The following is a 24,021-nucleotide window of genomic DNA, read 5'->3' on the forward strand; positions in this document are numbered from 1 at the left end:
GCTATGGATCACGGCTTTCGGCTTGGCTTGCCGCCTAATTTCTGACGCGGTTTTCCCATCCGCTTAGACGTGTCGCTTGCCCCGGTTCGGGTTGCAGCGCGCGCCTTGTTCTTTTTGCTGGTTGGTTTCCCTTTCGGCGGAGGCGGCCCTTTCGGTTTGTCGCGCTTGTCGTCGCGCTTTTTGGCGGGCCCATCGCCTGCGCGCCGGGGCGGAGCATCACCGCCTGTTTTGCGCGGTTTTTGAGCCGGGCTGCGATCCGCTGACTTGGGCTTCTTCGCCTTGGGCGGAGGAGCCTCTTGCCGGTCCTCTATTGCGGGCCTGTCGACCACTTGCGGTGCGGATTTCTGTCGGTGCACGTCGCGGGGTGCGTCCCGTCGTGGTTTTCGCTCTGGTTTCGGTCCGCGCGCAGTCGCGGGCTTTCCGCCGCGTTCGAGGTCGGGCGCTGTGTCCAACCGGGTGAGGCTCACACCTTCTTCCAAGACCATCTCGGGGCCGACGGCATTCAGGAAGCGCGTAACCGAGGTTTCCTTGATCTGCACCAACGAATGATCCTGCTGGATCCGGATTGCGCCGACGTCTTCCTTGCTCAGCCCTCCGGCGCCGCAGATCATCGGCAGCACGCGACGCGGCTCTGCACCGGCTGCGCGCCCGCCTGAGACGGCGAACCAGACCGAAGGCCCGAACTCGGTCCGAGGCGCACGCGGTGCACTTGGGTCGGACAGGTCTTCCGGCGCTGTGTGCTGTTCACGGTAGAGCCGCAGGTAAGCCGTCGCGATTTGCTCGGGCGTCATTTCCGCTACAAGACGGTCCACTACGGCGCTTTCCGACGGCTCTGCTGGCACTGTCCATGCGGGATCGGCGAACATGCGTTCTTCATCCCGCGCCAGGACCTCATCGGCCGATGGTGCATCGGTCCACTCGGCCCGCAATTTGGCATCCCGCAAAATCCGTTCCGCTTTCTTGCGCACCTTCTTTGTTAAGACCAGCGCCGACACGCCCTTGCGGCCTGCGCGACCCGTGCGTCCAGAGCGGTGTAGCAAGGTCTCGTGGTTGGATGGCAGCTCGGCATGGACCACCAGATCGAGGTTCGGAAGGTCGATCCCGCGCGCGGCCACGTCCGTTGCGACGCAAACCTGCGCCCGCCCGTCGCGCATCGCCTGCAGCGCGTGGGTGCGCTCGGTCTGAGACAGCTCGCCCGACAGCGCGACCACCTGAAAGCCACGGTTCGACAGACGTGTTGTCAGCCGGTTCACCATGGCCCGGGTGTTTGCGAAAACGATTGCGTTCGGCGCTTCGTAGAAACGTAGTGTGTTGATGACGGCGTTATCGGTGTCGCGGTCAGCCACCATCATGGCGCGATAGGCTATGTCGGCGTGTTGGCTGGCCTCGGATTTCGTGACGATGCGCACCGCGTCGCGCTGATAGCTTTTCGCCAAAGTCGCGATCATCTTGGGAACGGTGGCCGAAAACATCAGCGTCTGGCGGTCTTTGGGCGCTTCGCCCAGGATGAATTCCAGGTCTTCCCGAAACCCGAGGTCGAGCATCTCATCGGCTTCGTCCAGCACCACCGCGCGGCACTGCGACAAATCAATCGACCCACGCATGATGTGATCCCGCAAGCGCCCCGGCGTCGCGACAACGATGTGCGCTCCTCGTGCCAGCGCGCGGCGTTCGTCGCGCATGTCCATCCCACCCACGGTCGAGGCCATGACCACTCCGGCCTTTTCGTAAAGCCAAGCAAGCTCGCGTTTGACCTGCAAGGCAAGTTCACGCGTAGGTGCGATCACCAAAGCGAGCGGCGCATCTGCAGCACCAAAACTGTCCGCCTCGCCCAACAACGTCGGCGCGATGGCGAGTCCGAAACCCAGTGTTTTCCCCGACCCGGTCTGCGCCGAGACCAGAAGGTCCTTACCGGTCAGCTCTGGTGCCAGGACGGCCTCCTGGACAGGGGTCAAAGTATCGTATCCACGCGCATCCAGCGCGGCTTGCAAGGCGGTCTTCACGGGGAGGGATCTTTCATCGGACATATGGCGACGGCGCCAAGCTTTGCGACCTAGAACATTGCCACGCAAATGTATAGCGTCACGGCATCGCACCCAAAGAGGACCCGTTATGCTTTCCATGCAATTCCTGCTTACTGCCTTTGTCGTGGTCGTCGCGCCCGGCACGGGTGTCATCTACACACTGGCCATCGGGCTGGGGCAGGGGCGCTGGCCGTCGATCTGGGCCGCTTTGGGATGCACATTTGGCATCGTACCGCACCTTCTGGCTGCGACGCTGGGACTGGCCGCGGTGCTGCACACGTCGGCGGTGCTATTCAACGTGGTGAAGTTTGCCGGTGTCGCCTACCTGCTGTACCTCGCGTGGCAGGCACTGAAATCCGGTGGCGCGCTGGCGGTGTCGCCAGAAAAGACCGCAGAAAACGGGTTTCGCATCGCCCGTCGCGGCGCGCTCATCAATATCCTGAACCCGAAGCTGTCCATTTTCTTCCTCGCGCTTCTGCCACCGTTCCTCAGTGGCAATCCGGCGACGGCCACGCTTGAGATGACGATGCTCGGCGCAGTGTTCATGGCGATGACTTTCGGTGTGTTCGTACTCTATGGCGTCTTCGCCGCAGCTGCGCGCACTTGGTTGCTAAGCAGTGAACGCGTGATGATCTGGCTCAACCGGACCTTCGCCGGCATCTTCGCTGCGCTCGCCGGCCGGTTGGCGCTGGAGCGTGCCTGACCTAGGTGGTGCACCCAAGTAACCCGCCAGAGGTGCCAGTATGACCGCGATACCCCGTTCCGCCCTGATCCTTGGCCTTGCCGGAGTGATCCCGTTTGCATGGGGCGCGCTCACGCTGGTTTCGGGCAGCGCGGCGGATTGGGGCCAAAGCACACTGGGGCCACGTTTCATCGGCCCTTTCGTGCAGCTCAATTACGGTATGGTGATCCTGAGCTTCATGTCCGGCGTGTTGTGGGGGTTTGCCACCAAGGCTGACGGCAGCCAGGCGGCAACGGGATACGCGCTTTCTGTCGTACCGGCGCTTTGGGCGTTCTTTATGACCGGCGGCGGACCCGTGACCGCAGGGATGAACCTGATCTTCGGCTTCGTCGGACTTCTTGCACTTGATTACGCCTTCTGGCGGTGGGGGTTGGCGCCGACCTGGTGGATGCAGTTGCGCATCTTGTTGACAGGTCTGGTGGTGCTTTGCCTGAGCGTGGGGGTCTTTCTGTGACCGATCCCAAGACAATCGCGGTCTACGACGCCCGCGCGGATGACTATGCACAGCTGGAGACATCCGAAAGACCAAGCAAAACGCTGGCCGCGTTCATGTCGGAGCTTCCGACAGGGGGTCATGTGCTTGATCTCGGATGCGGACCCGGCACCTCGGCGCGACATATGGTCGATGCTGGGTTCAAAGTGACCGCTTTGGATGCTTCAGAAAAGATGATTGCACTGGCTTCGCAAATTCCGGGCGTCACAGCGCGCGTCGCGGCCTTCGATGACGTGACCGGGGCTGCTGTCTATGACGGGGTCTGGGCCAATTTCAGCCTTCTGCACGCCCCGCGGGCCGATCTGCCGCGCCACTTGCGCGCGATCCACACCGCGCTGAAACCTGGCGGCCTGTTCCATATCGCCGTCAAGGATGGCGAAGGCGAGGCGCGCGATCGCATGGGTCGGCACTACGCGTATTACACGGAAGACAGCCTGACAGAGCTTTTGCAGGATGCCGGGTTTACCGTTGGTCCCTATCGACGTGGCCGGGACAAGGGGTTAAGCGGCCTCGACGAGAACTGGATTTCGACCACCGCGCATGCCTGACCTTATCGCCTACACAGACGGAGCCTGCTCCGGAAACCCCGGTCCGGGCGGATGGGGTGTGCTTTTGCAGGCCAAGGATGGGAATACCGTGCTGAAAGAGCGCGAGTTGAGCGGGGGAGAGCCGGAGACCACCAATAACCGGATGGAGCTGTTGGCGGCGATCACCGCACTGGAGACGCTGGACCGACCCTCGACACTCACCATCGTCACCGACAGCGCCTATGTGAAAAACGGTGTGACCGGCTGGATTCACGGCTGGAAACGAAATGGTTGGAAGACCGCAAACAAGAAGCCCGTCAAAAATGTAGAGCTTTGGCAGAGACTGGAAGAGGCGGCGCAACGGCACGACGTGACGTGGGAATGGGTCAAAGGGCATGCCGGACATCCCGAGAACGAGCGCGCGGATGAACTGGCGCGGGCCGGGATGAAACCCTTCAAGTCAAAATGACACTGGTCGCAGTTCTCGATCACGCGGCGGTGCTCGTCTTTGCGTTGACCGGCGCGCTGGTGGCAAGCCGTGCACAGCTCGATATCATCGGGTTTGCCTTTCTCGCCATCCTGACAGGCGTCGGCGGCGGTACGGTGCGCGACGTGCTTTTGGACAGGAACCCGGTGTTCTGGCTGGGTGATCCGACATACCTTGGCACGGCCACCGCTGCGGCATTCTTGGTGTTCTTCACCGCACATCTGATCGAAAGCCGATACAAGGCGATCCTCTGGCTGGATGCCGCTGCGCTGGCCTTTGCCGTCGCGGCGGGTGCGCGGATTGCCGCGACCCTAGATCAAAGCGTGACGATCATTATCGTCATGGGCGCGATCACCGGTTGTCTTGGCGGGTTGATGCGCGATGTGGTCGCCAATGAGGTGCCTTTGGTGCTCAAGCAGGGCGAGCTTTACGTGACATGCGCCGTGGCCGGGGCAGCGGTTGTCGCGGTGGCGCCGCTATTTGGCGCGTCCGCTTTGGTCACCGTCACAGCCTCTGCGGTGACCACCTTTGCGTTGCGAGCTGGATCGATCGCGTTCGGGTGGAAATTGCCGGTTTACAAGTCGCGACCGCCCAGGCTCTGACGAAACCCGCGTTGCGGCACTGCGAGCCTATTGCAGGTCAGCAAACGCTGTCTGCAACCGATGCACGGCCTCTACGACGCGTGCCTTTTGCGTTGCGAGGTTGAAACGCAGGAACGTCTCGCCTCCGGGACCGAATTCCGGTCCCGGGCTGGGCGCGATGCGGGCGTCTTTGCGAACACGACGGCTGATCTCTTCGAAATCCATGCCGGTGCCAGAAAAATCGACCCAAGCCAGATAGGTCGACTGAAGTGGCAAGGACCGCACGCCGGGGATCGCGTTGACACCTTCGTCGAAGATGGCCTTGTTCTCCATCAAATGCGCGATCTGCGCATCCACCCAATCGGCACCCTCCGGCGAATAGGCGGCGGTGACCATTTTCAATCCGAGCGCGTTGGGCGAGTAATCGAGCGACCGCAGCCGCTGCGCCATCGCGGCGCGCAGGTCATCGTCCGGAATGATCATGTTTCCGGTCTTCTGACCCGCGATGTTGAACGTCTTGGACGCAGCGGTGAGAACGACCAACCGGTCGCGAATTTGTGGCGCGGCGACATCCATCGGGACGAACGTGTGCCCTGGATAGATGAAATCATGGTGAATTTCATCGGATATTAGAAGCAAGTCGTTCCGCGCGCAAAACTCGGCCACTTGCTTCAATTCTTCGCGGGACCAGACGCGTCCCGAAGGGTTCTGCGGCGAACAGAAGATCAGCATCTTTTCTGTGCCGTCCAGCATGTCTTGCGCTGTGTCCAGGTCTAGGTCGTAGGTGTCACCGTCGCGCTTGAGCGGACACTGCACGGGAACGCGTCCGGCTTTGCGAATTTTGAATTCGAATTCGTGATACACAGGATTGAAGGTCACGATCCGGTCACCCGGCGCGGACCAGACATCCAGACACAGCGCGATCGCGTTGCCCAAACCCTGGCAAGTCAGGATCCAGTCGGTGTCGATGTCCCAGCCATGCCGGGATTTCATCCACCACTGTATCGCCTTGTGATATTCGCTGTTGTCGGTCCAGTAGCCAAAAACGCCATGATCCACCGCGTCCTGCAAGGCCTTCAACACACACGGCGCGGTCGGATAGTCGCTATCCGCCGTCCACATCGCCAGACCGTCTTCGCTCGGAACGTCGAACTTGCTCTCCAGAACGTCCCATTTTGAGCAATTTGTGCCCCGGCGGTCATTCATGGTGTTGAACTGGTAGGTCATGCGGGCTCCCTCGGTGGACGTGATCCCGGGATAAATAATCTGGACAGGGAGAAGTGAAAAGCCACGAGATCACGCGGTCGATCAAAGCGCCTCACGTTGCGCTTTTTTGCAGATGCGCCTACATGACCACCATGAAATTGCCGATCCTTATTCACCCTGACCCGCGTCTCAAAAAACGTTGCGAAGCTGTGCCCGATCTGACCGATGATCTGCGCACGCTGGCGGATAACATGCTGGAAACCATGTACGACGCGCCGGGCATCGGGCTTGCCGCGCCGCAGGTCGGTGTGTTGCAGCGGTTGATCGTGCTCGACTGCGTGAAGGAAGAGGGGGAAAGCCCGCGTCCGCTCATCATGTTTAACCCCGAGGTCATCTCGGCGTCGGACGAGACCAACGTCTACGAAGAAGGCTGCCTGTCCATCCCAGACCAGTTTGCGGATGTCACACGACCGGCCGAGGTGAAGGTGGCGTGGCTCGATGAGAACGGCACCCCGCGCGAGGAGGAATTCGGCGGGCTCTGGGCCACGTGCGTGCAGCACGAGATCGATCATCTCGATGGGAAGCTCTTCATTGATTATCTGAAACCGCTGAAGCGCCAGATGATCACCCGCAAGATGCAAAAACTGAAGCGCGAGATGGCGCGCGCATGACGGTGCGCCTGAGCCTGACATGGCCGGTTCAGCGCCTGTCTCAAGTTTGCGAGCCGGTTTCCAATATCAAGGCCACCGCGTGACGGTTCGCCGGTGTATTCCCTGGCCCGACAAACGGCTGCGAACCGTGGCCGATCCTGTCGCTGAGATCACCGAAGACACAAGAGCCATCTGGCAGGACATGATCGACACGATGGAGGCGATGCCCGGCGTCGGGCTTGCAGCACCGCAGATCGGTATCATGCAGCGACTGGCCGTGGTCGATGCGTCGTCCGAGCGGGGTCAGGCGATCCGTATGGCCAACCCGGAAATCCTGCATGCGAGCGTCGAGTTTCGTGAGCACGAAGAAGCCAGCCCGAACTTGCCCGGTGTCTCGGCTTCAATCGTACGGCCCCGGGCGGTAACCGTACGGTTCATCGACGAAACTGGAACCATCAAAGAGCGCGATCTCGTCGGGCTTTGGGCCACGTCCGTGCAACACCAGATCGACCATTTGAACGGTAAACTCTATTTTCATCACCTCAGCAAAACCAAGCGCGACATCCTTCTACGCCGCGCAAAAAAGCTCAAAGGATAAGTCATGACGTCGACCACCGAAAAAGGGCGCGCCCTTTCCGAAGAGCTGAACCCCGGAATGGAGGCAACGCTGGAGGCGCGCTACGGACATCTGGTTCCCGGCATGGCCGAAGGCATCGTCGACTTCGCCTATGGCCGCCAATATGCGCGCCCCGGATTGCCGCTCCGCGATCGGTACATCGCAACCATTGCTGCGCTGACGGCACAGGGCGGGCAAACGGCTCCGCAACTCAAGGTCAATATCGCGGGCGGCCGGAAAGCCGGGTTGACCCGTGAAGAGATTGGCGAAGTGATCTGGCAAATGGCGCTTTACGGCGGCTTTCCGGCGGCGATCAACGGCCTCAATGCGGCGCTCGAGGTCTTTGCAGCCGAAGACGCAGAAGACGAAGAATAACGCCATGCGCGTCGTCTTCATGGGATCACCTGACTTTTCGGTTCCGGTTCTGGACGCGCTGGTCAATGCGGGTCACGAGATTGCCGCGGTCTATTGCCAACCCCCGCGCCCTGCGGGACGAGGCAAGAAGGACCGTCCGACGCCCGTGCAACAGCGGGCGGAAGCGCTGGGTCTGACGGTGCGACACCCCACGTCGCTGAAAACCGAAGAAGAACAGCAGGCTTTCGCGGATCTGAATGCCGATATCGCGGTGGTGGTGGCTTATGGTCTGATTCTGCCACAGGCGATTCTGGATGCGCCGAAACACGAATGCCTCAACATCCACGCGTCACTTCTTCCCCGCTGGCGCGGCGCGGCCCCGATCCATCGCGCGGTAATGGCGGGGGACTCAGAGACAGGTGTCTGCATCATGCAAATGGAGGCAGGGCTAGATACAGGTCCGGTACTGTTGTGTGACGCGACCGCCATTGGAGCAGACGACACAACCGGTGATTTGCACGACCGGCTATCTCAGATGGGGGCCAAGCTTATCGTTGAGGCGCTCGCAAAGCTGGATGATCTGGTACCGCGCCCGCAGCCCGACGTGGGTGTGACCTACGCGGATAAGATCGACAAATCCGAGGCTAAGGTTGACTGGACACAACCGGCGACCCTCGTAGATCGTCAGATACGGGGACTGTCGCCATTCCCGGGTGCATGGACAATTCTCAACGGGGATCGGCTCAAGCTGTTGCATAGCAGACTCGCTGATGGCGCTGGGCGGCCCGGAATGGCGCTGGATGACCGCTTGACCATTGCGTGCGGGCGCGGAGCGGTTACCATCACACGCGCGCAGCGAGCCGGAAAAGGTGCACAAGACGCCGACACCTTTCTGCGGGGTCAGGCCGTTCCTGCGGGGACGCAACTTGGAGAGTAGGTATGTTCATGGTCCTGATGGGCACTGTCATTATCGCAGGGATCGTCGGATACATCTGCGAACGCACTGGCTTTACGAATAACGGCATCCTGCAAAGCATCATCATCTGCGTTGGCGGGGCCTTCCTTGCGTATTTCGTGCGGATCATGTTCGGTATCGGATTTCAGTCACCGGGCATCAACGCCATAGCTTCGTCCCTTGGTGCGCTGATTATCGTCCCGACCCATTGGCGTAGTACGGTGCGCGACAGGCGGCGGAGGTAGACATGTCGATTGTCCTGCTCGTGATCGTCGGGGCCGCAGCGGGTTTTCTGGCAACGCGTTTCATGGGCGTGCAAATGGGCACCCTGCAGACCGTCTTCGTTGGAGTGGCCGGTGCGCTGATCGGCGCGATGGTGATCCGACTGCTCTTGTCGATCACCGGTGCTTTGGCAGGGTTGGTTGGGGCAGTTCTTGGCGCGATGATCGTGATTTGGGTCATCCAGAAGCTACGGTCATAGGTCCAGAGCCTGAAGCGGCTTGCCCGTTCGCTTTTTGTCAGACCGCTTGCGCCGCAGCTTGGCCCGCGGCGTCTCCAGTGGCGAAGGCCGTTCCCATGACGCGGATCGAGGCATAGGCCAAAGGGTCGGCCCCGATCGTCCGGCCCGCATAAAAGAGATTGTCGAGGCCTTTGGCCCGAAGCGCGTCGAGCGGAATTGACGCCCAACCGTCTCCGCCGATTGACGTGTATTTGGGTTTCCCAGCGACGCTGTGATCCTCCATCGGCCACGCGGCTTTTGCGACCCCATCGTCGCGCTGTCGTCCGGTCGCCAGATCCGCTCCGGTCAGTTCGTAGCGTGCGGCAGGGTGACGGCTCTCGCGGATCCCGATCTGGGGGCCGGTTTGCACGAGATACGCGTTTTCGAACCCTGGCACCTCTTTTCGCAGAAGCGCAACGTAGTCATGTGCCGCATCGCGCGCGGCGCGTTCGGCTTTCGTAAAGCTGGCGGAACTCAGGTCCGGAAGCGGGTGATCGAACATCATCCACCACATTTCACCCGTGTTCGGCACTTCGGTGTAAATGCCACCGTCATCGCGGGCGGACGGCCATCTGCCATCCGCGTTGTATTTGGCGAAGGCCGCTTTTATCGCCGCCCGATCAATTGGCTTTGACATGTCCCGCCCGCCGATGCGGATCGGGGACGAAATCGCCTGAAGCTGCCCCTCCGCGTTGCCGATGCGGCAGGGAACACCGGCGACGAGGGACAGATTGGCGTCGCCGGTGCCATCCACGAATGCCTCTGCCGTGACCCGCGTGCGGCCGTCCATCCCCGCAAGTGTCACCGATTCAATGCGATCGGCCGTGCGCGTGGCCGCGGCGACCCGCGTGTGCAACAGAACGTCGACGCCGTTGGCCTCAAGCACCCGGTCGAGCGCAAGTTTGACGGCTTCCGGCTCAAGCAGGATGATCCAGTTCATGGTTGTAGGTGACCGGTACGGATCGCAGTTCAGCCCGAGTCTGCGCAATTCATCGAGGACAAGATCAGCCGCGCCGCCCACGGCCTTGATCGGGTTCGGTCCCTGTTGGAAGAAGCCGCAATAGGCCAGCACCTGGGCATTGGTCGCGGCTCCGCCGAGGAAGCCATACTTCTCGACCAGCAAGACCTTTGCCCCGGCACAGGCTGCGCCCAATGCAGCCCCAACGCCGCCCGCTCCGCCACCGGCCACGACGACATCGTAGTCGCTTTCCGGTTTGCGGGTCATGTGCGCCAGCCAAGCAATCGCCGTTCGACAAGGCCGATGACGGCGCTCACCAGAACGCCCAGCAGCGACAGAATGACGACACCCGCGAAGAGGCGTTCAAGGTCGTACAGAGACCCGGCTTCGAGGATGTACGCCCCGATCCCGTATTCCGCCCCAAGCATCTCGGCAGCGACCAGGAGGATGATTGCGATGGCAAGGCTGATCCTGAGGCCGGACAGAATGCCCGGCATCGCTCCGGGCAGCACGATCTTGCGGACGATGGACCACCACGACAGACCAAAGCTCTGGCCCATGCGGATCAGCGTCCGGTCCACATTGTCGACCGCGCCGTAGGTGGCGACCACTGTCGGGGTGAAGGTGCCAAAGGCGATGAGCGCGTATTTGGAGCCTTCGCCGATTCCGAACCAGATCACGAAAAGCGGCAAAAGCGCGATTTTGGGAATTGGGAAGATGGCAGCGACCAGCGGCACGAGTCCGGAGCGAATGTAGGAAAAAAGCCCGATCAGGATGCCGACACTGATGCCGATGCTTGCGCCTATCGCGGCGCCGACGATGAGGCGCGACAGGGATGGCGCCAGATGTTTGAACAGCAATCCGCTGTCGTAAAGTTCTTGGAATGTCTGCAAGACGTCCGATGGTTTCGGCAAGGTGAGCGCCGAGATCCATCCGGTGCGCGTGCCCCATTCGGCAAACAATATGAGGCTGATGAACACTAAGACACCGACCCAGCGGTGTGGTTTCGGCGCGAAGCCTCCGCCGCGGAATGCCACGGATTTCCCGAGAGATACGTCAGACATTGATCAGCTCCGCATCCGCAGCGCGGGCTTCATCGCGCATCAATTGCCACAGGTGTTTTTGCGCTTTGTCGAGGTCAGGATCCCCGAATTCACGCTGGTTCAGAGGTTTTTCGATCTCGACGATCTCCCGGATGCGTCCCGGTCGTCTTGAGAGAACCACAACCCGATGACCCAGCCGAACGGCCTCGGCAAGGTTGTGCGTGACATAGACGGCGGTGAACGGCTGGCGTGTCCAGAGGTCGATCAGGTCGTCCATCAACAACTCTCGGGTCTGGCTGTCGAGCGCAGAGAGTGGTTCGTCCATCAGCATGACCGCGGGATTGACGGCAAGCGCCCGCGCGATGGCCACCCGCTGTTTCATGCCGCCGGAGAGTTGTTTGGGAAGCGCCTTTGCGAAATCGCTGAGCTTGGTGCGGGCAAGTACGTCTTCGATGATCTTTCGCGCTGCCGACCCCTTGATCCCATGATCTTCGAGCACGAGCGAGACGTTCCCCGAAACACTGCGCCAAGGCAGCAAGGCGAAATCCTGAAAGATGTAGGTGAGCGGGTTCAGACATCCCTCTGGTGGATCACCCAATTGAAGCACCTGTCCGGACTGCGGGCGTTCCAACCCGCCGATAAACCGAAGCAGGGTCGATTTCCCACATCCCGATGGGCCGACGATACAGACGATCTGACCGCTGGAAATGTCCAGCGATATGTCCCGCATCACTTCGAAAGTGTCGTACGAGTGGCTGATGCCATCCAGACGGATATCCATGCGCTCTGTCCGCAGATTTTGGCGAGACCGGCAGCGGCCGGTCTCGCCGGTTCAGACTTAGGCGCCGATGATATCCACGTAGGATGTATCGACGAGCTTCTCGATGGTGATGTCGGCGTCGACCAATCCTTCGGACTGGAACCAGTTCAGCTGATCCTGGATCGATGCGATGTTCAACGCGGCACCCTTGTTCAGACGCATCGTCCCGTTGATGATCGACGGGGCCGCCTTGTCGCGCGGGCGGTCCGTGTAGACGTATTTGTGAATGAGATCGACCATCGCATCCTGATCGGCTGTGTTGTCGATCATGGCCGCTGCGTAGTCATCCACCCCTCGCGAAAACCCTTCGAGGAAGCTCTCAGTCATACCGCGTTCATCGGCAGCATGCTTGGCTGAGGTGAACACCGTCGTGACCTGATAGTCGGGAAGGTAGTCCGACACGTTGCCGATGATGTGGACTGCGCCGGAACCCGCCAGCGGCTTTGCAATATGCGGGACAATCGACCATCCGTCGACCTGCCCGGACTTCATTGCCCCGATAATGGCACCGACCTTCTGAAGCGGCGTGAAGGACATCTCGATGCCTTCTGCCTGCGCCATCTTGGAGCCCATGTAGTGGAATGAGGAACCGGCTTGCGTGACCGCGAATTTCTTTCCGTCCAAATCCTTGGGTGTTTTCACCCCGGCCTGGAATGCAGCATCCGAGGCAAGGAACTTTTGTCCGTCGATGCCTTCTTCTTCGCTCAGGGCGCCGCCGATCACCTTGATGGCGCCTTTGTCGGCAAGGCTGATCAATCCGCCCGAGACCGCTGTGACGGCGTAGTCGACGTCACCGGAAGCAATGGCGACGGCCATCGGCTGCGCCGCCTGGAAGAATTCGAATTCGACGTCCAAGCCCGCGTCGGCGAAGTAGCCCCGCTCGAAAGCAACGAAGTTCCCGGCATGCGAGGTGAAGCGGAGTGCGCCCACCTTGATTTTGTTGTTCATGGCCAAAGCCGGAGCGGCCAGCCCCGATGCGGCGACCGATGCGCCCATGAGCGCCAAAGCCTTACGGCGGTTAAGTGTGGTCATGATCTCCTCCCTTTTGATCATTAATTTGAGTTCAGCTCGGCCTCGATATCCTTCTGCAGCAAAGCACAGGCTGCGGTTTCGTCTCTTGCAAGGACCGCATCCAGCAAGGCCTTCTGGCGTGCCTTTCTGGTGGCCCAATCGAGCTTTCCTTCGCGCAATTGCGCCAAGCGAAAGCGACGGCTTTGGTCAAAGAACTTGCGATGCAGGTCGATCAGGCGTGGGCTGTCGCAAGCTTCGACGAGCGCCGAGGCAAAAGCACGGCAGGCTTCGTCCCATTCCAGCGCGGTCAGATCGTCCGGAGCTTCGGTCACAGCAGCCTCGGCTTTCTGCAGCGCGTGGTGCGCGGCAATTACGCGCCCTTCCCAAGACACATCGCCCCGTGTGATGGCCCGTGAGATTGCCACCTTTTCGATCTCGACACGGACAAGTTGGATATCGCGAAGATCGTCTTCGGTGGCCGAAGTCACCCGGAAACCGCGCTGCGCGGTTGCTTCCACCAAACCTTCGGCTGACAGAATGCGCAGCGTCTCGCGCATCGAATGGTTCGATCCGCCGTAGCGTTTCTGAAGTTCGTTTATTTTCAGCTTCTGATCCGGAAGCAGCGTGCCGAAAGCGATGTCGCGCCGGAGAGAGGACGCGAGCAGTTCCACGATCGTACTGTCTTCAGACGTCTTATTGGAAAAGATCATCACATTCCATAGAATCAAAAATATTGGATATTTTTACGAATGTGTGCTGAATTCTGTCAAGCTTCATGAATTCAGGGGGCATCGGTATGCGGATTTCAGGAAAGACGAAGCTGTTCCCGATCATCGGTGCGCCGGTCATGGGCGTGGTGTCGCCGCCTGCGGTGAATGCCTGGTTCGACGACAACGGCATCGACGCGCGCATGGTGCCGTTGGAGGTGCCGGAAAAGGTGCTTGGCGCGTTCTGGGAATTGCTCCGCGCGTCCGACACGTTTCTGGGGTGTTCCGTCACCTATCCGCACAAGCAGGCGGCGTTCGACATCGTGGACACGCGGACCGAACGGGCACAGCGTCTCGGCGCGCTCAACACGGTGCGAAGGGTGGCTTCTGGTGCGTTGGACGGGGATGCTTCTGACGGGCGTGCGTTGGTGCGCGCCATACGAGCGTCGGGCGTCGATTTGGTGGGTGAGACCGCCCATGTCATCGGTGCCGGTGGCGGTGCAGGCCGCGCCATCGTGGACGCCTTGTGCGAAAGCGGGCTAACGTCCGTCTTACTTGAAGACAATGACGCGCAGCGCCTGGAACAGACCCAAGATCTGATCCGTGGGTTCTGGCCCGCAACGAATATCCAAACAGCGTCGGACACCGCCAGTTTCCTGATCGACGCGACTCCAAACGGCAAAGACGCATCCGCCCCACCGCTTTTTTCACCAGAGGCCATCGACGCAAGCACGGTTGTCTGCGACGTGGCTGGAGCCATCGAGACGAGCCAGCTTTTGCAAGCGGCCAACGATTTGGGCAAAACATGCATCGATGCAGTCGCGATGGGCGAGGGGCAGGTGTCGGCGCAAATGGCCTTCCTGTTTCGTTCGGGCGGATGATGCGCCGACGCGTTTAAATCAGCCTTTATCACGCACTGACATCCGAGAGATCGGGGATCGACCAGACTTGCACTGCATCCGGAGATGCGCCCGCTGTGCGCAAATCGGGAATTATCTGCGCGGGCGTATGTGTTTTGCGCGGGCGGCCTTGGCCCTAAGTTATGCCGAATAAAGGATATGGAGCGCATTATGGGACTGCTGGTCGACGGCGAATGGAAAGATCAATGGTACGACACGAAAAGCACGGGCGGCGCGTTCAAGCGCAGCACCGCGAAATTTCGGAACTGGATCACGGCAGATGGCTCTGCGGGGCCTTCCGGTGAAGGCGGGTTTCCGGCTGAGTCCGGGAGATACCATCTTTACGTCAGTCTGGCTTGTCCATGGGCGCATCGCACCTTGATCTTTCGCGCACTGAAAGGTCTGGAAGACCACATCGGCGTGTCCGTTGTGCATCCTGATATGATGGGGGATGGATGGACGTTCGAAGCGGATTTCCCGGATGCGACGGGTGATACGCTCTACGGTCTGCCCTTTGCGCGGGACATCTACCTTAAGGCCGATCCGAAGATCTCCGGGCGCGTGACTGTGCCGATCCTTTGGGACAAGGAGCGCGAGACCATCGTGTCGAACGAAAGCTCCGAGATCATTCGCATGTTCAACGGCGCCTTCAACGGCATCACCGGAAACACGGACGATTACTGGCCCGAGCGTATGCGGGACGAGATCGAAGAGGTGAATGAACGGGTCTATGACACGGTCAACAACGGTGTCTACAAATCTGGTTTCGCCACGTCGCAGGAGGCCTATGACGCAGCTGTTGGGCCGCTTTTTGACAGCCTGGATTGGCTGGACGACCGGCTGGCGACGCGGCGCTACCTGATGGGTGAGCGCGTCACAGAAGCCGACTGGCGGTTGTTCACGACGCTGGCTCGGTTTGATTCTGTGTATCACTTGCACTTCAAGTGCAACCGTCGGCGGATCATCGACTATCCCAACCTCTGGGGTTACACGCGCGAACTCTATCAATGGCCGGGCGTGGCTGAGACGGTCAATCTGGACCACATCGTGCGCCACTATCACTTCAGCCACGAGAGCATCAATCCGCACCGGATCATTCCGATAAATCCGGTCTTGGATTTCGATGCGCCGCACGGGCGGGAGCGATTAAAGGCGGCTTAGGACGTTTTTGCGTAGTGTTCGACCATCGCGGCGAGGTCTTCGGGCTGCGTCGCGCTGGGAACAAAGGCGCAGGCGTTCGAGCAAAGCTGGAAGATCGATCCGTCCGAAAAGAAACTGGTGTTGGTGACAAAGATCACGCGGGCGTCGGGGTGACGGTAGCTGGCGTAATCTGCCACGGCGAACGCGCTTCCCTCATCAAGCACGACGTCCAGAATGATTATCGGGAAATACGTCTCGGACAGTTTGGCGATGGCGCTTTCCTGATCTGTCGCGATCTCAGCCGTGTGTGCATGACGCTGCAAATGCCGCTGCCACAGCTCTCCCAGGAAGGGCTTGTTTTGCACAATTAGGACATTCATCAAACAGACAAACCATAAGGGGCTTACGCTAGGTGAACCCAGACTCAGTTCCCAGAAGATAATAAAGGGTTAACGTCTCGGTAAGCTTTGTTTGGAAACCGTTAAAATAAGCGGAAGCTAGCCGATCTTCGCTTTAAGCGTGCGGATTTAAACGCATAGGTTGTGCGTATCGTAATCGGAGACATCGGGTGCGGAAGTTTTGTGCGGCATTGGCAACGTCCCTCCTGCTCACTGGGCCAGTGACGGCAGAGTGCGGTGGTGGATTCGCGGATTTTGTCGGGGACCTTAAGGCTGAGGCACAGGCGCGAGGCTTTGCATCATCGGTGACAACCGCTTTTTTCGACGGTGTCGTGCAGGATCAAGCGGTTTTGAGGGCGGATCGTCGCCAGGGCGTATTTCAATTGCCGTTCACGCAATTCGCGCGGCGACTGATCAGCGCCAACCGGATCGAGGCCGGTCGCGCAAACGCGGTGCGATGGGACAGCGTGTTCGATCGAGTTGAGCAGGATTACGGCGTGTCTCGCCATGTCTTGTTGGCGTTTTGGGCATTCGAGACGGATTATGGTTCCTATCAAGGCGATTTCAACACGCGGGACGCGCTGGTGACGCTAGCGCATGATTGCCGACGACCGGAACTCTTTCGGCCGCAGATCTTCGCCGCGATGGAGCTTTTTGCACAGGGTGACTTTGACCCGCAGCGCACGACTGGCGCTTGGGCGGGCGAAATCGGGATGGTGCAGATGCTGCCCGAGGACATATTGGACAACGGTGTCGATGGGGATGGTGACGGCCAGGTTACGCTGAAAACGTCTGTTCCGGATGCTCTCATGTCGGGCGGGAAAATGCTGCAAAGCCTTGGATGGCGGGCAGGAGAGCCATGGCTGCAAGAGGTGCGCCTGCCCGAGGGATTCGACATGTCTCTGACGGGTCTCCCAACCGTCAAACCAGTCACGGAGTGGCAGGCTCTTGGCGTGCAAGGACGTAGCACACCATTGCAGTCGGGATATTCCGGGTCGCTTATCCTGCCTGAGGGGCATGGCGGACCGACTTTTTTCGCGTATCCGAATTTCAACGTATTCTTCGAATGGAACCAGAGCTTCACCTACGTGCTGACCGCGGCCTATTTCGCGACACGCCTTGGCGGTGCCCCAATCTTTGATGCCGGGTCACCGCAGCCCGCGCTGAGCGGGGAACAGATGATGCTGCTGCAACGCAAGCTTCAAGATCGTGGGTTCGACGTGGGCGAAATCGATGGCATCCTCGGGTCGGGCACACGCGCCGCAGTGCGGGCTGTACAGAAAGAGCTGGGACTTCCGGTTGACGCTTGGCCGACAAAAGCCCTTCTGGATCGGTTGTAGCTGTATCACCGGCGCACGACATCGTGACACACTAGCCATCACACCCGCGCGAGCGGTGGATGCTTCGCAATTACGCTTGGCGTAGCGTCAATGGCATAACCTCTTGGAGTTTTGCCAAAATGAAACGATTGATTTTGTCCGCCGCTTTTGCAGTATTCGCCAGCGCAGCGTTTTCGGGTCCACAATATGTCGACGAAACCGGGTTTGCCGTGTCGGGATTCGACGTGGTCGCCTATTTCGATTTGCCGCAATCCGATATCGGGGCGCGGCAAACGCCTCCGGTGCCGGGGCGCAGCGACATCACGGCCGAGTACAACGGCGCGACCTTTGCGTTTTCGTCCGAAGCGAACCGTGATCGTTTCCTTGCAGATCCGGCAAAATATGCGCCACAGTTCGATGGGCATTGTGCCTATGGTGTATCGCGCGGCGGCAAGGTCCCTGCGAACCCCAACCTTTGGCGGATTGTAGATGGCAAGCTGTATCTCAACATCACCGAAAATGTCGTGGGGTTCTGGGAAGAAGACATTCCCGGCAACCTTACACTTGCCGGTGACAACTGGCCCGGGTTGGAGCCTGCGAATGCGTCGGACCGGACAATTCCGAACTTTTCGTCGGTTGCGCCTGTCGCGAACTAGGTTGGTCTGGTGCTGACCCGTCGCACGTTTCTGGGCGGGATTGCAATCACCGCGGCGGTTGCTTTTGGAGCTTATGCGTTCTGGCCGGGCGCACGGCAAAGTGCTGGCGTCAGCATGACACCGCCCGAAGCTCTTGCGGCGGCGCGCGACGGGTCTGTCATTCTGGTCGATATCCGACGGCCGGAAGAGTGGCAGACCACGGGCTTGGCCGAAGGGGCGGTACCCATCGACATGCGACGGTCGGATTTCATCAGCGCGCTTCAAGCGGAGCAGGGCAATTCTGCGCGGCCTGTCGCATTGATTTGCGCGCGGGGTGTGCGCTCACGCCGTTTGGCTGCCGCTCTCACCGACGCCGGGTTATCTGGTGTCATTGACGTGCCGGAAGGCATGCTCGGGTCTCGCGCCGGGCCGGGTTGGATCGCGCGGGATTTGCCGGTGGTTCCATGGTCAGGCTAGCGGCCTTGTTACGCGGAGTTTGCGGCGGCGGGATGCTGCTTATCACAATCCTGCTTTCCGCAACTTTCGCAGTAGCGTGTTCAGACACTGCGCCGTGTAAGGTAGATCAGGGCGACTACTTAATCGCACTGCCGCAGGATGGCTCTGCGCCTGTACCCGCCGTGGTTTTCATTCACGGTTTCGGTGGTTCGGGCGAAGGTGTGATGCGCAATCGCGGCCTCGTGGATGCGATGGTCGCGCGAGGATACGCGGTGATCGCGCCGTCCGGCCTGAAGATGAGCGGTCGCAACGGCGGATCATGGTCTTTCCATCCGGAACGACCGCGACGTCGCGATGAAATCGCGTTTCTCACGCAGGTTCGAGATGACGCCATTTCACGGTTCGGATTGGACCCCGACCGCGTGTTGCTATCCGGGTTTTCCATTGGCGGCTCAATGACCGCCTACCTTGCCTGTGCCAATCCTGACGCGTTCGCAGCCTATACGCCCATCGGGGGAAACTTCTGGCGACCGCATCCGGAGCAGTGCGCAGGTCCGGTGCGCATGCTGCACACCCATGGTTGGAGCGACGGAACCGTGCCGCTCGAAGGGCGGGTCTTGCGCGGCCAAGACAGCCGTGACCTCGACGCGTTGATCCAGGGGGATGTTTTCCACGCTCTATCGATCTGGCGTGAAACCAACGGATGTTTTCAGTTGAAACCGGACCGCTTCGAAACCAGCAGCCCGTTTTGGCGGCGTGCCTGGGATCGCTGCACGCCGGGGTCGGCGCTTGAATTGGCCTTGTTTCCCGGCGGGCACGTGATCCCTGCGGGGTGGGCGGACATGGCTTTGGATTGGTTCGAAAACCTGGAGTGAGGCACGAGTTCGGGCTATTCTGCAGCAATCGCCAGCGGTCTTTGTGGCGCGTCTTTCAACCGCCGGAGCATCTGCGCCCGCTCGGAACGGGCTTGCCTGAGTATCCGCGGCTCCCGTAGCGATTGAGGCGTCTCAAGGCGAAACGGCAGGGGAAGAGCTCTGCCCAACGGAAGCGCACTCAGCTTGGAGAGTGGCACTGCGAAAACCAAGCTGACGGCAATAGGCAGTAGCCAGGGCGAGATCGCTCCGAGCCCGATCCCCAAAACTGCAACAATGCCGAGCAGCGTTTCGATCCAATGAAAGCGTAACAACTCGGACCAAGTATGGCCTTTGACCACCCGGTTCTGCGGAATCCATGTGCTGGAGTGTCCCAGTAGAGCGCGCCCAACCGCGATGGATTGCTGGACCATCAGGATCGGAGCAAACAGGATGGCGCAGATGATCTCGAATCCGGTCGTCATGGCGAATGAAGCCCAACCGCCGTAATCGCGGCGGGTCCGGTCGTGCATGGCAAGGGCGACTGCTCCCGCGGCTTTCGGCAGGAGGAGCATCGTGAAAATGATGGCGAGGAACGCGGTCCCGTCGACGCTGCCGAGTGTAGGCCAAACGGGATACAGCGGGTTCGTAGCAGAGAAGTAGACCACAGCCGCTTCCGACTGCGTTCCCAACCAAGCCCAGATCAGGATCAAGGCCAGCCACGCAGGGGACAACAGAAAGGCAACTGCGCCCTGAAGCATGTGGAAGCGGGACAGTGGGTGAAAACCTTGCGCGCCCAGAAGTCGAAGATGCTGCAGATTGCCTTGGCACCAGCGCCGGTCGCGCAAGGCATAGTCAATCAAGGTCTGCGGCGTCTCTTCGTAGCTGCCCCCCGATTGTGGGAGAAACCGAACCGACCATCCCGAACGGCGCAGCATCGCTGCTTCAACGAAGTCGTGACTGAGGACCAGTTTTTCACGGCCTCGCCAACTGCGAAGCCGGGGCAAATGTGCACTGCTTGCAAAGGCACGCGTGCGGACAATCGCGTTGTGGCCCCAGTAATTGCTTTCGCGTTGCGACCACGTGGAAAGCCCTTCGGCCAGCAACCATCCGTACACCGCATTCGAGAATTGCTGCATGCGACCGAAAAGGGTTTCAGCACCGATCAGCTTGGGGATGCTTTGGACCAGCCCTGCGTCGGGATCATTGGCCAAAGCGCTCGCAAGTTCACGCATGGCAGCGCCGCTCATGAGACTGTCGGCGTCAAGAATGATGAACGCATCATAACCTGCGCCCCAGTTTTCAATCCAATCGGTCAGGTTGCCGACCTTCTTGTCTGTGTTTTGTCCGCGGCGACGGTAGTGGACCGCTATGTTCGCAGGCGCACGCTGTCGCAGGATTTCAAAGGCATGATCTTCGAGTTCCGTGACCGTTGGATCATTGCTGTCGCTTAGGATGAACAGTGTGAAACGGTCTCTTTGTGGCCCTCGGTTCAAATCGTCGAGCATGGCCGCTGCGTTGCCGAACACGGCTGCCGGGTCTTCGTTGAAGACCGGCATTACGACAGCAATGGATTGAGGAATGACGTGTCCATGCCGCTGGGCCACGTTAGTTTGGATAGCGCGGCGCAGCAATCCGATCGCCACCGTGCTGACTGACAGGGACACCCAGACAAAGGTCAGCGCGACGAGCGCGACGACTGTGACTTCGAGCGCGGTTGCGCCGCCCTGAAACATCCAGCGTGCGATGCCAATGCTGAACACCGCGCTGAGGATGAGGGCAGGCGCGAAGGCGGCCACGCGCCAGAGATCATCGGTGTCCTTTTGCCTTGCCATTTTGTGCCGGTGTGGCGCGGGCGAACGATAGTCCTGCTTCACCATCGGTAACGGCGCGCGTGCCGGCATGAACGCGCGGCAGTAGGGCGTCACGCCGTCCATCGGTACAGCCACGTTTCGCTCAGTGGTTGGCCATTCAGGCGGAGTTGCGCACGAAATTCGATGAGCGTCGCGTCGCCGGGGTGGAACTTGAAAGCCAGTCTCGGTCCGTTGGTTTCTGGATTTCTCTGCACGACGCCTGCCGATACCTCGCCCGTGCTGGAACGGATCAGTTTTTCGAGTCTGCTCAGGTCGTTGGGCACGCCGGGGCCGTCTGAGAAATCGATGGCGACGATGATGCCGTCCTCGAAGGCATCTCCAATGCGCGTGTTCAGAACCCTCAGACCCGCCCCGAAGTCGCTCTCGGAGCCCCATGAAAGTCCGTAGGACAGTCGGTGTTCCTGCCCCTTGGTCAGGCCGCCGTCGGGGCGCCAGTAGCACACGATATTGTCGTAGATTTCGCGATCCGTTGGAATCTCGACCAATGTGACGGCGCCGGGCCCCCAGTCTTCGCCCGGCGTGATCCATGCACCGGGCCGGCGGTGGTAGAGTGCGCTCAGGTCCGCAAAATCGCTAAAGGCCCGTGCGCGCTGCATCAAGCCGAATCCTCTCGGGTTGTCATCGCGGAATGCACTGATCTGGAGCGTTCTTGGATTGGCAAGCGGACGCCAGATCGTCTCACCCGCGCCGTTCAGGATCAGGAGACCGTCATTGTCATGCACCGCCGGGCGGAAATCGGAAAAGCGATCACGATTGGTTTCGTCAAACTGAAACATCGATGTGAGAGGGGCAATCCCGACATGCGCCATGTCGCGGCGTGGGAAAAGCGTTGCGTCGACCAGCATCTTGAGAGGCTGGCCCGGAGTGATGACAAAGCGGTATGCCCCGGTGCAGCTTGGACTGTCGAGCAAGGCGTGGACCACAAATGTTGCATCGCCAGCAGCCGGTGTCTCAATCCAGAACGCGCGGAAATCGGGGAACTCTTCTCCGGTCGGTTCTCCGGTGTCGATTGCCAGACCGCGCGCGGACAGACCGTAGATATCGCCGGTGCCGATTGCGCGAAAATAGGATGCGCCCTGAAACACCGCGAATTCCTGATGGATGCCGGGTTGTTCGATCTCGGCCCGCAGGCGAAGGCCAGAATAGCCCAGCGTGTCATCGATGGGGAGATCGGGAAACTTGTCGGTTTTGTCAAAGACCGCCATGTCGAATTTCAGCGGGCGGGCGGTGCCGTTCTCAATAACCGAAATCGCAACCGGGTGAGGGTAGAACAAGCCCGGCGCGAAAACGTCGACATGCAGGGGCGCGCTGTTGTCGTCTGCCCAAAGCGCGTTGCGGCCGTCAAACCAGATCGACACGTAGTCGTCGTAGGTGATTTCGGTCCAAGCTTTTGGAATTGAGCGAGGCGGCGCATAAGGTTTCTGGGCAAGCCCTCTTGCAAGCGAAACGACGTCACTCGCGGAAAAGGGTTGCGCTTCGCCAAGCTGCAGTCCCGGCTCTCCAGCCGAATAGGCAACCACCGGTGATGCCGCGAGGGCCATGAGGCCTTGAAGTACCTGCCGACGCAACATGCTCAGGCGGCCCTCTTCCAAGGGTGGGACTTGAACCAAGCTGCGCCGTAGGCCACGCCGATGATAAGCGCAAAGCCGAGAAGGTTGACCCAAAGCATCGAAAAACCAGTCCGGCCCACTTGATCGAGTAAGGCACCAAGGACGCGGGCGAGGTACATCGAGCCTATGAAAACGGCGAGCGACTGCTGCCCAACCTTCATGATGATCGCAAGGATACCTTGCCACGCACGCGCCAGGGCACCCGGGCGTGATCCCGGCAGAATGTTGACGCCCGCTGGTCCAACCAGAAACCAAGCCGCGTAGGCCGTGGCGAGGAAGTGCACGTAGCGCAGAATGCCGAATTCGGTTTTCTGGAACAGGAATGACCAGTCACGACGCCATTCGAGGAAAACCGGAAACGCATTGAAGACGCGGAAATACGCGAATGGAATGGTCACGAGGATGATGGCCACCGCGAGCCAGAACAGCCGTCTGTCGCGTGGGGGTGCAGGAAGCCAACCCGACATGAAGGCAAACCCGGTGAAGAATATCAATTGCCACCCAAGGGGATTGAAGAACCAACCCCGCTCGGACCACGGTTCCGCCGGGAAATTCCAGCCCAGGACGTTCGCACAAACCCAAAGCGTGATCGAGGCGAGCGCTGCGAGACCAAAGTGAATGCGGGCGAGGCCGATCATCAGCGGCATCATGGCAAGGATGACGAGGTACATCGGCAGAATGTCGAAGTAGTTCGGCACATATGTCAGCGTCATCAATCCTATGAGATTGGTCTGGGCATTATTGAAAAACGGATAGAGGTTGAGCTGCCCGACATAGTCCCGGCCATCGGGAAACATGGCGTTCAGAGCGACCATGGTCGCCGCGATGGCGAAGAAGAGGCCGATATGCGCCCAATAGACCTGCCAGATGCGAAAAGTGACGCGGGTTGTGCCCATAAGCAGGCCGCGATCCCTGAAAGCGCGCCCGAAAGCGATGGCAGATGCCATGCCAGAGCAAAAGACAAATGTCTCCGTGGCGTCCGAGAATCCGAACCGGGCCGGGATCCAGAGGGTGAACCAGTTGCCGGGAATATGCGCGATCAGGATGATGAACATTGCGATACCGCGAAAGAAATCGAGGCGCGGATCGCGTGTGCCCGCCTGCGGCATCGCATCGGATGTGCCTGATTGGCGCGAGAGTGTCATGGACGGATCGGCAAGCGTCAT

Annotated in this window: 28 protein-coding genes; 17 read left to right on the top strand and 11 right to left on the bottom strand. The window is 60.1% G+C overall.

The features are described 5' to 3' along the window. Positions 1 to 8 precede the first annotated feature (8 nt). Positions 9 to 2,027, bottom strand: a complete 2,019-nt coding sequence (locus tag BUA42_RS17835; RefSeq protein ID WP_245819057.1) for a DEAD/DEAH box helicase — start codon at positions 2,025 to 2,027, stop codon at positions 9 to 11. Between the two features lie 85 nt (positions 2,028 to 2,112). Between BUA42_RS17835 and BUA42_RS17840 the strand changes: the two genes are divergently transcribed. The 5 genes from BUA42_RS17840 to BUA42_RS17860 are packed head-to-tail and all read left to right on the top strand — an operon-like array spanning position 2,113 to position 4,875. Beyond that, a complete protein-coding gene (locus BUA42_RS17840; RefSeq protein WP_072779705.1) occupies positions 2,113 to 2,727 on the top strand; it encodes a LysE family translocator in 615 nt (204 codons plus the stop codon). Between the two features lie 40 nt (positions 2,728 to 2,767). Further along, positions 2,768 to 3,220, top strand: a complete 453-nt coding sequence (locus tag BUA42_RS17845; protein ID WP_072779706.1) for a DUF3429 domain-containing protein — start codon at positions 2,768 to 2,770, stop codon at positions 3,218 to 3,220. Next, positions 3,217 to 3,807, top strand: a complete 591-nt coding sequence (locus BUA42_RS17850) for a class I SAM-dependent DNA methyltransferase (RefSeq protein ID WP_072779707.1) — start codon at positions 3,217 to 3,219, stop codon at positions 3,805 to 3,807. The genes BUA42_RS17845 and BUA42_RS17850 overlap by 4 nt, the downstream gene beginning before the upstream one ends. Then, complete coding sequence (rnhA, locus tag BUA42_RS17855; RefSeq protein ID WP_072779708.1) at positions 3,800 to 4,255, top strand: ribonuclease HI; 456 nt, start codon at positions 3,800 to 3,802, stop codon at positions 4,253 to 4,255. Before BUA42_RS17850 ends, rnhA begins: the two co-directional genes overlap by 8 nt. After that, the gene (locus BUA42_RS17860) at positions 4,252 to 4,875 is read left to right on the top strand and encodes a trimeric intracellular cation channel family protein (protein ID WP_072779709.1); all 624 of its coding nucleotides are present in this window, start codon (positions 4,252 to 4,254) and stop codon (positions 4,873 to 4,875) included. The genes rnhA and BUA42_RS17860 overlap by 4 nt, the downstream gene beginning before the upstream one ends. Positions 4,876 to 4,902: 27 nt before the next feature. On the opposite strand, the gene BUA42_RS17865 is transcribed toward BUA42_RS17860, so the two are convergent. Then, positions 4,903 to 6,081: a MalY/PatB family protein gene (locus tag BUA42_RS17865; RefSeq protein ID WP_072779710.1), complete on the bottom strand. Its 1,179-nt coding sequence runs from the start codon at positions 6,079 to 6,081 to the stop codon at positions 4,903 to 4,905. 131 nt (positions 6,082 to 6,212) lie between these two features. On the opposite strand from BUA42_RS17865, the gene def (BUA42_RS17870) reads away from it, so the two are divergent. From def (BUA42_RS17870) to BUA42_RS17895, 6 genes are all read left to right on the top strand, one after another. Further along, positions 6,213 to 6,731, top strand: a complete 519-nt coding sequence (def, locus tag BUA42_RS17870) for a peptide deformylase (RefSeq protein WP_072779817.1) — start codon at positions 6,213 to 6,215, stop codon at positions 6,729 to 6,731. A 79-nt stretch (positions 6,732 to 6,810) separates the two neighbouring features. Further along, the gene (def, locus tag BUA42_RS17875; RefSeq protein ID WP_072779818.1) at positions 6,811 to 7,308 is read left to right on the top strand and encodes a peptide deformylase; all 498 of its coding nucleotides are present in this window, start codon (positions 6,811 to 6,813) and stop codon (positions 7,306 to 7,308) included. 3 nt (positions 7,309 to 7,311) lie between these two features. Beyond that, entirely contained in the window at positions 7,312 to 7,701 is a 390-nt protein-coding gene (locus BUA42_RS17880) for a carboxymuconolactone decarboxylase family protein (protein WP_072779711.1), read from the top strand. A gap of 4 nt (positions 7,702 to 7,705) precedes the next feature. Beyond that, a complete protein-coding gene (gene fmt / locus BUA42_RS17885) occupies positions 7,706 to 8,617 on the top strand; it encodes a methionyl-tRNA formyltransferase (RefSeq protein WP_072779712.1) in 912 nt (303 codons plus the stop codon). A gap of 2 nt (positions 8,618 to 8,619) precedes the next feature. Further along, a complete protein-coding gene (locus BUA42_RS17890; RefSeq protein ID WP_072779713.1) occupies positions 8,620 to 8,880 on the top strand; it encodes a hypothetical protein in 261 nt (86 codons plus the stop codon). Between the two features lie 2 nt (positions 8,881 to 8,882). Beyond that, a complete protein-coding gene (locus BUA42_RS17895) occupies positions 8,883 to 9,116 on the top strand; it encodes a GlsB/YeaQ/YmgE family stress response membrane protein (RefSeq protein ID WP_072779714.1) in 234 nt (77 codons plus the stop codon). 37 nt (positions 9,117 to 9,153) lie between these two features. On the opposite strand, the gene BUA42_RS17900 is transcribed toward BUA42_RS17895, so the two are convergent. The 5 genes from BUA42_RS17900 to BUA42_RS17920 are packed head-to-tail and all read right to left on the bottom strand — an operon-like array spanning position 9,154 to position 13,676. Then, complete coding sequence (locus tag BUA42_RS17900; protein ID WP_072779715.1) at positions 9,154 to 10,359, bottom strand: FAD-dependent oxidoreductase; 1,206 nt, start codon at positions 10,357 to 10,359, stop codon at positions 9,154 to 9,156. Continuing rightward, positions 10,356 to 11,156, bottom strand: coding sequence for an ABC transporter permease (locus BUA42_RS17905; RefSeq protein ID WP_072779716.1), 801 nt, complete (start codon positions 11,154 to 11,156; stop codon positions 10,356 to 10,358). Before BUA42_RS17905 ends, BUA42_RS17900 begins: the two co-directional genes overlap by 4 nt. After that, complete coding sequence (locus tag BUA42_RS17910) at positions 11,149 to 11,916, bottom strand: ABC transporter ATP-binding protein (RefSeq protein ID WP_072779717.1); 768 nt, start codon at positions 11,914 to 11,916, stop codon at positions 11,149 to 11,151. The genes BUA42_RS17905 and BUA42_RS17910 overlap by 8 nt, the downstream gene beginning before the upstream one ends. A gap of 57 nt (positions 11,917 to 11,973) precedes the next feature. Further along, positions 11,974 to 12,987 (bottom strand): ABC transporter substrate-binding protein, encoded by a 1,014-nt coding sequence (locus BUA42_RS17915; protein WP_072779819.1) that lies wholly within the window; start codon positions 12,985 to 12,987, stop codon positions 11,974 to 11,976. 20 nt (positions 12,988 to 13,007) lie between these two features. Beyond that, the gene (locus BUA42_RS17920; protein ID WP_072779718.1) at positions 13,008 to 13,676 is read right to left on the bottom strand and encodes a GntR family transcriptional regulator; all 669 of its coding nucleotides are present in this window, start codon (positions 13,674 to 13,676) and stop codon (positions 13,008 to 13,010) included. An 86-nt stretch (positions 13,677 to 13,762) separates the two neighbouring features. Between BUA42_RS17920 and BUA42_RS17925 the strand changes: the two genes are divergently transcribed. Beyond that, a complete protein-coding gene (locus BUA42_RS17925) occupies positions 13,763 to 14,554 on the top strand; it encodes a shikimate dehydrogenase family protein (RefSeq protein ID WP_072779719.1) in 792 nt (263 codons plus the stop codon). A 189-nt stretch (positions 14,555 to 14,743) separates the two neighbouring features. Beyond that, complete coding sequence (locus BUA42_RS17930; RefSeq protein WP_072779820.1) at positions 14,744 to 15,733, top strand: glutathione S-transferase family protein; 990 nt, start codon at positions 14,744 to 14,746, stop codon at positions 15,731 to 15,733. On the opposite strand, the gene BUA42_RS17935 is transcribed toward BUA42_RS17930, so the two are convergent. Continuing rightward, the gene (locus BUA42_RS17935) at positions 15,730 to 16,092 is read right to left on the bottom strand and encodes a response regulator (RefSeq protein WP_072779720.1); all 363 of its coding nucleotides are present in this window, start codon (positions 16,090 to 16,092) and stop codon (positions 15,730 to 15,732) included. The two genes, BUA42_RS17930 and BUA42_RS17935, sit on opposite strands and share 4 nt — an antisense overlap. Positions 16,093 to 16,280: 188 nt before the next feature. Here BUA42_RS17935 and BUA42_RS17940 point away from each other — a divergent pair, with 188 nt between their 5' ends. The 4 genes from BUA42_RS17940 (at position 16,281) to BUA42_RS17955 (ending at position 19,395) form a co-directional block, all read left to right on the top strand. Next, a complete protein-coding gene (locus BUA42_RS17940) occupies positions 16,281 to 17,450 on the top strand; it encodes a lytic murein transglycosylase (RefSeq protein WP_072779721.1) in 1,170 nt (389 codons plus the stop codon). A gap of 119 nt (positions 17,451 to 17,569) precedes the next feature. Further along, positions 17,570 to 18,085, top strand: a complete 516-nt coding sequence (locus BUA42_RS17945; protein ID WP_072779722.1) for a YHS domain-containing (seleno)protein — start codon at positions 17,570 to 17,572, stop codon at positions 18,083 to 18,085. A 9-nt stretch (positions 18,086 to 18,094) separates the two neighbouring features. Next, positions 18,095 to 18,541, top strand: coding sequence for a rhodanese-like domain-containing protein (locus tag BUA42_RS17950; protein ID WP_245819058.1), 447 nt, complete (start codon positions 18,095 to 18,097; stop codon positions 18,539 to 18,541). A gap of 32 nt (positions 18,542 to 18,573) precedes the next feature. Next, a complete protein-coding gene (locus BUA42_RS17955; RefSeq protein ID WP_084066290.1) occupies positions 18,574 to 19,395 on the top strand; it encodes a CE1 family esterase in 822 nt (273 codons plus the stop codon). A gap of 14 nt (positions 19,396 to 19,409) precedes the next feature. On the opposite strand, the gene mdoH is transcribed toward BUA42_RS17955, so the two are convergent. Genes mdoH through BUA42_RS17970 form a run of 3 tightly spaced genes read right to left on the bottom strand, consistent with a single transcriptional unit; the run spans position 19,410 to position 24,000 of the window. Further along, positions 19,410 to 21,320, bottom strand: a complete 1,911-nt coding sequence (gene mdoH, locus BUA42_RS17960) for a glucans biosynthesis glucosyltransferase MdoH (protein WP_245819059.1) — start codon at positions 21,318 to 21,320, stop codon at positions 19,410 to 19,412. Further along, positions 21,296 to 22,786, bottom strand: a complete 1,491-nt coding sequence (locus BUA42_RS17965) for an OpgD/OpgG family glucan biosynthesis protein (RefSeq protein WP_245819060.1) — start codon at positions 22,784 to 22,786, stop codon at positions 21,296 to 21,298. The genes mdoH and BUA42_RS17965 overlap by 25 nt, the downstream gene beginning before the upstream one ends. Before the next feature lie 32 nt (positions 22,787 to 22,818). Continuing rightward, positions 22,819 to 24,000, bottom strand: coding sequence for an OpgC family protein (locus BUA42_RS17970; protein ID WP_245819061.1), 1,182 nt, complete (start codon positions 23,998 to 24,000; stop codon positions 22,819 to 22,821). Positions 24,001 to 24,021 lie beyond the last annotated feature (21 nt).

This window comes from Marivita hallyeonensis (assembly GCF_900129875.1).
GTDB classification, from domain to species: Bacteria; Pseudomonadota; Alphaproteobacteria; order Rhodobacterales; family Rhodobacteraceae; genus Marivita; species Marivita hallyeonensis.